The sequence below is a fragment of the Streptomyces sp. HSS9-12 genome (assembly GCF_054963655.1).
Genome location: NZ_JBUEGC010000129.1, coordinates 1 through 724, shown reverse-complemented (window position 1 = coordinate 724; position 724 = coordinate 1). Strand labels below are relative to the sequence as shown.

At 67.1% G+C, this 724-nt stretch carries 1 pseudogene; it reads left to right on the top strand.

Annotated features, from left to right (window positions below):
• Positions 1-604: pseudogene (locus tag ACY34J_RS29025) on the top strand (amino acid transporter); the annotation flags it as partial.
• Positions 605-724 lie beyond the last annotated feature (120 nt).

Below are 724 nucleotides of genomic sequence, written 5' to 3'. Positions count from 1 at the left end.
CGGCGCGAACGTCGTGGAGCGGCCGGACGGTGTGAAGATCGGCGCCTGCTTCATCACCGGGATCCTGGTGATCTCCCTGCTGTCGCGGGCCCTTCGCGCCTTCGAACTGCGGGTCACCGGTGTGTTGCTCGACGTCTTGGCCGAGCTTTTCATCCGCGACATGGCCCACCGTCGGATCCGGTTCATCGCGAACGAGCCCGACGCCCGGGATGCGGCCGAGTACCGCGACAAGCTCCATCAGATCCGGGAGGACAACGACATCCCGGTCGAGGACGACTTCGTCTTCGTCGAGGTCACAATCGGCGACCCGTCCGAATTCGAGAGCGAACTGCGCGTGCGCGGCGAGATCATGCACGACCGCTACCGTGTGCTGACGCTCGAGAGCTCCACCGTTCCCAACGCCCTGGCCGCGCTGCTCCTGCACGTACGGGATCAGACCGGCCAGCGTCCGCACATCTACTTCGAGTGGACCGAAGGCAACCCGCTCGCCCAGTTCCTGCGGTTCTTCCTCTTCGGCCAGGGAGAGGTCGCACCCGTCACCCGCGAGGTGCTGCGCGAAGCCGAACCCGACCGCAGCCGCCGGCCCCACGTCCACGTCGGCTGAACCTCCCAGGACAATGGCGTCTCATCAGGAGCACCAAGCTCCCCCGACCCTGACCCGCCCCGCGCACTGGTGGCTCTCCCCCGCGAACCACAGCACGCCGCGAAACGCCTGGCAGAACAC